The organism is Collinsella sp. TF06-26, assembly GCF_002232035.1.
Classification (GTDB): domain Bacteria; phylum Actinomycetota; class Coriobacteriia; order Coriobacteriales; family Coriobacteriaceae; genus Collinsella.
This window is the reverse complement of the sequence record NZ_NKXR01000001.1, coordinates 1-8,563: the sequence shown is the minus strand read 5'-3', so window position 1 is coordinate 8,563 and position 8,563 is coordinate 1. Positions and strand designations below refer to the sequence as shown.

The following is an 8,563-nucleotide window of genomic DNA, read 5'->3' as shown; positions in this document are numbered from 1 at the left end:
CCCCTTCCCCCACCCCGCCCCACCACTCCACCCACCATATATTGCAAAACACCCCCAATCATATGTTCGAAAACACAATATGTTGTGTTTGCAGCAACGGCGGGATGCCACCTGTGGCACCCCGCCTTTCAACCTCAACCTTCAAGTTGACCTTGAGGCGATTTTTGCGTCCCTTTACATGCCGTTCACATCGCCCCCAAACTCCCCCACCCAAGGCACATGCGGCCCACCACCGCGACGACAAGTGGCAAAAAATGGGACGGGCCCCAGATTGCCCATGCGCGCGCAAAAGCACGCCGCGGCAATCTGGGGCCCGTCCCCAAATACCTATAGATATGCAGGCCAGCGATGTGTTAACGATGTGCCAGCGGGTGCGCCGCCAGATAGACCTCGGTCAGTTGCGTACGATCGACATGCGTGTAGACCTGCGTGGTCGATATATCGGCATGTCCCAAGATCTCCTGTAGCACACGGAGGTCTGCACCGCCCGCAAGCATATGGGTGGCAAAGGAGTGACGCAGCGTATGGGGATGGAGTCCCACCAGCCCCACCTGGCGCCCGTAGCGCTCACAGATGGCATGGATGCCCTGGCGCGACAGACGGCGGCCGTTCTTATTTAAAAAGACCGCCGAGGACTCGGTTCCGTGGGCATGGGCCGCCAAGCGAGAACGCCCCTCAGTTAAATAGAGCGTCAGAGCTCGCGCCGCGCTTCCCACCAGCGGGGACAGGCGTTCCTTTGAGCCCTTACCGCGAACGAGCACAAAGCCATCGTCGATATGGATATCGCCCACATCGAGCCCCACCAACTCGCTCACACGCAAGCCGCATCCGTAGAGCACTTCCAAGATGGCATGGTCGCGCAAGCCCATCTCGCCCTCGGGGAAGTCTTGATCGAGCAGCGCCGAGACATCCTCCACCGATAGATACTCCGGCAAACGCTCAGCCTTTTTAGGCAGGCGCAACGCCGCCGTTGGATTTTGGGCCACAATCCCATCGCGCACCAAAAAGGCATGCAGGCCCTTCACGGCCGCAAGCGCACGCTCCACCGAGGCATCGGAATAGCCCCCATCGCGACGGTCGGCGACAAAGCCCTCCACGACCTGACGAGTCGCCTCATCAAAAGACATGATGCCCGCCCGCTCCAGATAGGCGCAGTACGTCGTCAGGTCACGACGGTAGGCCGCAATCGTGTTGCGCGCCAAACCCCGCTCGACCGCGAGGTAATCGAGATACTCCCCCGCCGCCACGGCGAGCGACGAGGGAGTAGCTTCGGTATGTTCTTTGTTCGCCGGCACCCTTAGTCCGTAGCGAGGTTCATGGGCGTCACCTGTAGGCGATCGACACCCTCGTGCTGACCGATCGAGGCACGCACGAACTCTCGGAACAGCGGCTGCGGGTTGGTCGGACGGCTCTTGAACTCGGGGTGAGCCTGGGTTGCCACATACCACGGATGCACGTCGCGCGGCAGCTCGACCATCTCGACCAGGCGCTCGTCGGGTGAGAGGCCAGAGATAACCAAGCCGGCGTCCTCGAGCTGGTCGCGGAAGGCGTTGTTAAACTCAAAGCGGTGACGGTGACGCTCGTAGACGAGTTCCTCGCCATATGCCTCGCGAGCAAGGGTATCGGCGGCGAGCTTGCACGGATAGGCGCCCAGGCGCATGGTGCCGCCCTTCTCGGTCACATCCTCCTGCGAGCTCATCAGATCGATGACGCTAAACGGACCGTCCGGGTCGAACTCGGAGGAGCTGGCGCCGGCAAGGCCGACGACGTTGCGGGCGAACTCGCACACGGCCACCTGCATACCCAGGCAAATGCCCAGATACGGAATCTTGTGCTCGCGGGCAAACTCGGCCGCGAGGATCTTGCCCTCCAGGGCGCGCTTGCCAAAGCCGCCGGGGACCAGGATGCCCGAAGCGTCGCCCAGAACTTCGGAGACATTCTGCTCGTCGAGGCTCTCGCCGTCGACCAGCTGGACGTCCACATGGCGATCGTAGAAGACACCCGCATGGTGCAGGGCCTCGATAACCGACAGGTACGCATCGGGCAGCTGCGTGTACTTGCCAACGACGGCAATCTTCACCTTGTCGGCGTGATGGTTGGCGTGATTCTGTTTGCGCAGGAACTCGTTCCACTCGCTCATGTCGCGCTCACGCGGGTCCAGACCCAGGCGCTCGCAAATGCGCAGGTCAAAGTCCTGCTCGGCAAGCAGCTGCGGAACATCGTAAATGCTCGCGCAGTCCTCGTTGGTAAAGACGCAATCGGTGTCGACGTCGCAGAAGCTTGCGATCTTCCCGCGGATAGCGTCATCGATATGGTGGTCGGAGCGCAACACGATAATATCGGGCTGGATGCCAAAGCTGCGGAGCTCCTTGACGGAATGCTGCGTGGGCTTGGTCTTGACCTCGTGGGCGGCGGCGATATAGGGAACGAGCGACACGTGGATGTAGCAGACGTTCTCGGGGCCGGCCTCCTTGCGGTACTGACGAATGGCCTCGACAAACGGTTGGGACTCGATGTCGCCGATCGTGCCGCCCAGCTCGGTGATGACTACATCGGAGCCGGTCTGCTCCTCGATGCGGCGGAACTTATCCTTAATGGCATTGGTGACGTGAGGAATCACCTGCACGGTACCGCCTAAAAAGTCACCGCGACGCTCGCGGGCGATCAGGCTCTTATAGATGGCACCAGTCGTAAAGTTGGAATCGCGGGTCAGGTTCTCGTCGATAAAGCGCTCGTAGTGGCCCAGGTCCAGATCGGACTCGTAGCCGTCCTCGGTCACAAAGACCTCGCCATGCTGGAACGGACTCATGGTGCCGGGGTCGACGTTCAGATACGGGTCGGCCTTTTGCATCGTTACCTTGTACCCGCGCGACTTGAGCAGACGGCCCAGCGAGGCCGCGGTAATACCCTTGCCCAGAGACGAAACCACGCCGCCGGTCACGAACACATGCTTGGTCATATTGAGTTACCTGCGCTTCCCGTAGAAGTTGTCCATACACATCTTACGGGTCTTCATTGTAATACTCGCGACGCACGCCGCACGCAATTTTTCTTACGCGCAATAGCATTTCTCCATCTTGAAACAAAACGCCGCCCGGTTTCCCAGGCGGCGTCGCTATGGCAAGGGTTACATGCTGCTATCGATCAGCAACCTCGTCCTCAAGCATTTCTTGAACGAGCATGCCGGTACGGACGCCCTCAAGATACCACTCACCACGTTCGGTGAGGCAAATGCCATTTGCAAGCTGACCGCCGTCGTCGCTATAACGCGAGACGACATCAATCATACCTTCGGAATCCAAGCGATCGATTGCGGCGCGGGCACGATACGGCGAAACCCCCACGCGCTCGGCAAGCGTTTTGCGCGAGAAACCATACGGCCCGCCATTGTCTTCGGTTTGCTGGTCGATCTCCATCAACACCAGCACCTCGACACGCTTCATATCGTTAACACTCGCACGACCCTTGCCCGCCATAGCAGCCTCCTCAAACCGAGCACGAGCATCTAACGCGCCGTGCGCGACCGACACACCTCACGATGGCAGGTAATATCCATCATGCGGCATCCCGCTAAGGATGAAACAGTTACGGTTATTGTATACCGCTCAAATTGTTTCTAGGCAGGTAAACAGCTATTTTTCGCCGAAATAGACGCTTTATTGATCAAAAAGCCGTACCGGGCGCTAACCCGATACGGCCAAAATGCAATGCAATTACCGCGGTGCTTCAAACTTAGCGATGGAAGAAACCGCGGCGCTCAAACTTGGGCTCGCAGCACACGTTGATGCCCAACTTGCGCAGTACCGTCTCGTCCGTCGGCGAGATAATCACGCTAAAGAAGGCATCGCAACCGCGCAGCTGCTCCAGGCCCGAAAGGACGCGAGCGGCCGTCTCACTCGTGGCCGAGGTGATCGACAGCGCCATAAGCGTCTCGTCGGTGTGGAGGCGCGGGTTTTTGCTGCCCAGGAAATGCGTCTTGAGCTTACTGATGGGCTCGATCGCCTCATCGCTAATGACCTCGAGCTCAAGGTCGACGCCCGAGACATGCTTGAGGGCGTTCATAATGAGCGAACTTGCAGCGCCCAGGCGCGTGGAGGTCTTACCGGTCACCACGGAGCCATCGGGCATGACCATGGCACCCACGGGACCACCCGTCAGCTGCTCCCTGGTGAGGGCCGCCGAGCGCGCCGGTGAGTAGTTCTTATCGATGCCGGCTTTCTTCATTATAATCTTGAGACGGTCGACTTGCTCATCGCCCACGCCGGTACGGCGCACATTTTCGACCGCGGTAAAGTAGCGGCGGACGATCTCCATCTTGGAAGCGTCGCGGCAGGCATCGTCATCGGTGATGGCAAAACCGACCATATTGACGCCCATGTCCGTAGGGCTCTGGTAGGGGCTCTTGCCCAGGATCTTTTCCATCAGGGCACGGACTACCGGGAAGGCCTCGACGTCGCGGTTGTAGTTGACCGTGGTCTTGTTGTAGGCCTCCAGGTGGAAGGAGTCGATGATGTTGGCGTCATCGAGGTCTGCCGTGGCGGCCTCGTAGGCAATATTGACCGGATGCGTCAGAGGAAGATTCCAGACCGGGAAGGTCTCAAACTTGGCATAGCCGGCGGCGGTACCGTGCTTATGCTCGTGATACAGCTGCGAGAGGCAAGTGGCGAGCTTGCCCGAGCCGGGGCCGGGTGCCGTCACGACAACGAGCGGACGCGTGGTCTCGACAAACTCGTTCTTGCCGTAGCCATCGTCGGACACGATCAGATCGACATCGTGCGGATACCCCTCGATGGGATAGTGCAGCTTGGCGGGAATACCGAGCGCGTTCAAGCGGTTGCGGAACACATCGGCAGCAGGCTGGCCGGCGTACTGGGTGATAACCACAGCCGCGACGGCAAAGCCGTTGCCGCGGAACAGGTCAACCAGGCGCAGCACATCCTCGTCATAGGTAATGCCAAGGTCACCACGAGCCTTGTTTTTCTCGATGTGGTTCGCGTTGATCGCGATGATAACCTCGACATCGTCGGCGATGCTCTTGAGCATGCGGAACTTGCTGTCCGGCTCAAAACCCGGCAGTACACGACTCGCATGATAGTCATCGAACAGCTTGCCGCCAAACTCCAAATAGAGCTTGCCGCCAAACTGCGAGATGCGCTCTTTAATATGAGCGGCCTGCAGCTCGATATATTTCGCGTTGTCGAAACCCTGGCGCATGTATGGCTCCCGTCCCGTTTCGTAAATTAAGTTCCTACGCGATTATAACGGAGCCTGCCCTCCCCGACGCCCAGGCCATCAACAGGCACCAACCAAACACGCCCACCGCAACCGCCGGGGACCCGGGGTGGCTCATTTGGAACGGGAAACAAGGCACTCGGCACCAACAATGAAAACGTCGCAGGTTGAGCATAAGCCAGCGAAAGCCCGCCAGAGTAGGCAAAGCGCCCCTGCACCAACAATGGAAAGCGCCGCAGGCAGAGGACGGACAGCGAGCGCCGTCCAGAACGTACAAGTTGGCATGAAAAAGACAAGGCATAGACCTTTTGGTCATGCCTTGCCTTTTGAATGACAAATTGTCGTTCTGGACGGCGCGCAGCGTCGACTGGTTGCGCGGTTCGTAGAACCGCGCAACATAAGAGCGCCCCCTCCCGCGCACGGAACGGGAGGAGGCTAAAGGTAGGAGTCTACCGGTGGGGTTACCCCACCGGACAGACGATGACCAGGTGATCCTTTACAGGATCGTCATGGTTTCCGTGGGGTACCCAAGGGGTACTTAGAGCATCACGCAAGCGACGGTCAGGATGATGGCGCAGACGACGGAGAGAGCGACGATGAGCTTAAGAGCAAACTTGAGCCAGGTCGTCCACTCGATCTTGGCCAGAGCAAGACCGCCCATGATGGCGCCGGAGGTCGGGGTGAACAGGTTCACGACGCCGATGGCGGCGGAGAAGATCATGACCATGACCTCGGGCGAGAAGCCGAGCTTAACAGCCAGCGGTCCCATGATGGGCATGGAGACAGTAGCCATACCGGAGGTCGAGGGGATCAGGAAGGACAGGCCGAAGTAGACCAGGAAGCTCATGGGAGCGAAGATCACGCCGGACAGGCCAGCCAGAGCATTGGCGGCAGCGTCGAGGACGTAGACGTCGAGGCCGGTGCTAGCCATGAGGACGGAGATACCACGGGCGAGGGCGATGACGAGGACAACGGACATCATGTCGGCAGCGCCGGTGATGAAGGTGTTGACGATCTGCTTCTCGGACAGGCCGCCGATAATACCGATCAGGACAGCCATGAGGAAGAACCAGGTGGAAGCCTCGTCGAAGTACCACTGACCAATGGGCAGGCCGGTGATCAGGGCAGACCAGCCCTGAACGATGGCGTTACCGTCAGCGTCATAGACAGCGCCAGCATCGAAGAAGTTGGCGACGCCCTCGTTAAGGTCGGCCAGCGGGATGAAGCCGACGATCATGACGACGAAGGTGAAGGCAAAGGCGATCAGAACACCCTTCTGACGACCGGTGAGCTTGACCTCCTTGTGAACCTCGGAAGCAGCCTTGCCGTGAGCCTCTTCGGCGTCCTTGAGCTCCTGCATCGAAAGGATGGTGGAACCCTTGTCAGCCTTGACCTTCTTGGCATAGCTCATGACGAAGAGGATGGACATAACAGTGGTAACAATCCACAGGACGGCACCGAGGCCGATGATGATGGACTGGTTGACCTCAATGCCAACGCCAGTCAGAGCGTCAACGGCAGCACCGACGGCAAACGGGTTAACCGTGGAGCCGAGGCAGCCGCAGCCAGCGCCGAGCAGGACGGTGGCAGCGCCGACCATGGGGTCGAAGCCAGCAGCCATCATGGTGGCGGCGAGCAGGGCGTAGAAGGGAACGGTCTCCTCGCACATACCATAGGTGGTACCACCGAGGGAGAAGATGAACATCAGCACGGGAATGAGCATGATCTCATTGCCCTTAAGCTTCTGCACCAGAACAGCAATGCCGTTGTCCAGGGCGCCGGTCTCGGTCATCATGCCGAGGAAGCCGCCGAGGATCATAACGAAGAGGCAGACGGGCAGAGCGTCAGCGAAGCCCTTGACCGGGGCGGTGCAGAAATCGCTCAAGCGGGCAGCGGTAACCGCGCCACCGGACGTACCGGAGACGATAACGGTAACAACCGCGACGATTGCCAGCAGAGCAAGAAGAATGGTGAACGATGAAGGCATACCGCGCTTTTTCTTAGCGGTCTCAGTCATAGTTCTCATCCCCCCTTCATAAATCATTTACTGATCTCGCCCGAAGCGGCTCTTCCGTGCCGTGCCTGCCGCTTGATGCGAGATTTTTACCAGATAAAACCGCTCGGGGTGTGCAGCAATACACCCCGAGCGAGATGCTAGATGCTCTTACTTGAGCGTGGCGTACATGACAGCCTTAATGGTGTGCATGCGGTTCTCGGCCTCGTCGAAGACCTTGGAAGCGGGGCTCTCGAAGACCTCGTCGGTGACCTCCTGCTCGGTGATGCCGAACTGCTCGCACTTCTCGGCGCCAATGGTGGTGTTGGTGTCGTGGAAGCTGGGCAGGCAGTGCAGGAAGATGGCACCCGGGTTGGCCATAGCCATGACCTCGGAGGTGACACGATACGGGGTGAGCTGAGCGATGCGCTCGGCCCAAACCTCGTCGGGCTCGCCCATGGAGACCCACACGTCGGTGTAGAGAACGTCGGCACCGGCGACGCCGTCCTTGACGTCAGTGGTCAGCTTGATGGTGCAGCCGTTGGCCTCAGCGATGGGCTTGCAGGCCTCGATGACGTCATCGGCGGGCATGCACTCCTCGGGGCCGCAGGCCACGAAGTTCATGCCGAGCTTGGAGCAGACGACCATGAGGGAGCGAGCAACGTTGTTCTTGCAGTCGCCCATGAAGACGAGGGTCTTGCCCTTGATGTCGTAGTTGAAGTTCTCCTGGACGGTCAGGATGTCGGCGAGCATCTGGGTGGGATGCCACTCAGTGGTCAGGCCGTTCCACACGGGCACGCCGGACTTAGCAGCGAGCTCCTCGACGTCGTCCTGGGCAAAGCCACGGAACTCGATGCCATCATACATGCGGCCGAGAACGCGGGCGGTATCCTCGATGGACTCCTTCTTGCCCATCTGCGACGAACCCGGATCGAGGTAGGTGACGCCCATGCCCAGATCCATGCCGCCGACCTCGAAGGCGCAGCGGGTACGAGTGGAGGTCTTCTGGAAGAGCAGAACGATGTTCTTGCCCTCGAGATAGCGGTGCGGAACGCCAGCGCGCTTCATATCCTTGAAGTTCTTGGAGAGCTTGAGCAAGTACTCGATCTCCTCGGTGGTGAGGTCGAGGAGCTTGAGGAAGCTACGGCCGGAGAGGTTAACACCCATGGTTCGTTTCCTTTCGAAGAAATGAATTACGTAAGTATTAGTGTCGCCCGTTTGACGGGCGAAACCGGTGCGGTTGTAGGGAGACCGCACCGGAAACGGAAAGACTTAGAGGTCCTCGCGCCAGAAGGGCATGCTCATGCAGCGCGGGCCGCCGCGGCCGCGGGAGAGCTC

7 protein-coding genes are annotated in these 8,563 nt (G+C 59.5%); all 7 read right to left on the bottom strand.

Going from position 1 to position 8,563, the window contains the following annotated elements; translation table 11 throughout:
• Positions 1–353 precede the first annotated feature (353 nt).
• Positions 354–1,295 (bottom strand): site-specific tyrosine recombinase XerD, encoded by a 942-nt coding sequence (gene xerD / locus CHY22_RS00030; protein WP_199408715.1) that lies wholly within the window; start codon positions 1,293–1,295, stop codon positions 354–356.
• A gap of 2 nt (positions 1,296–1,297) precedes the next feature.
• Positions 1,298–2,959 (bottom strand): CTP synthase, encoded by a 1,662-nt coding sequence (locus CHY22_RS00025; RefSeq protein WP_055286060.1) that lies wholly within the window; start codon positions 2,957–2,959, stop codon positions 1,298–1,300.
• A 178-nt stretch (positions 2,960–3,137) separates the two neighbouring features.
• Positions 3,138–3,476, bottom strand: a complete 339-nt coding sequence (locus CHY22_RS00020) for a hypothetical protein (RefSeq protein ID WP_040358312.1) — start codon at positions 3,474–3,476, stop codon at positions 3,138–3,140.
• A 256-nt stretch (positions 3,477–3,732) separates the two neighbouring features.
• Entirely contained in the window at positions 3,733–5,214 is a 1,482-nt protein-coding gene (locus tag CHY22_RS00015) for a DUF1846 domain-containing protein (protein WP_006234276.1), read from the bottom strand.
• A gap of 556 nt (positions 5,215–5,770) precedes the next feature.
• Positions 5,771–7,249, bottom strand: a complete 1,479-nt coding sequence (locus tag CHY22_RS00010; RefSeq protein ID WP_089571574.1) for a YfcC family protein — start codon at positions 7,247–7,249, stop codon at positions 5,771–5,773.
• Positions 7,250–7,396: 147 nt separating this feature from the next.
• Positions 7,397–8,392: an ornithine carbamoyltransferase gene (gene argF / locus CHY22_RS00005; protein WP_089571573.1), complete on the bottom strand. Its 996-nt coding sequence runs from the start codon at positions 8,390–8,392 to the stop codon at positions 7,397–7,399.
• Between the two features lie 105 nt (positions 8,393–8,497).
• A partial coding sequence (locus CHY22_RS09850; protein ID WP_143759195.1) for an arginine deiminase family protein occupies positions 8,498–8,563 on the bottom strand: 66 nt, incomplete at its 5' end.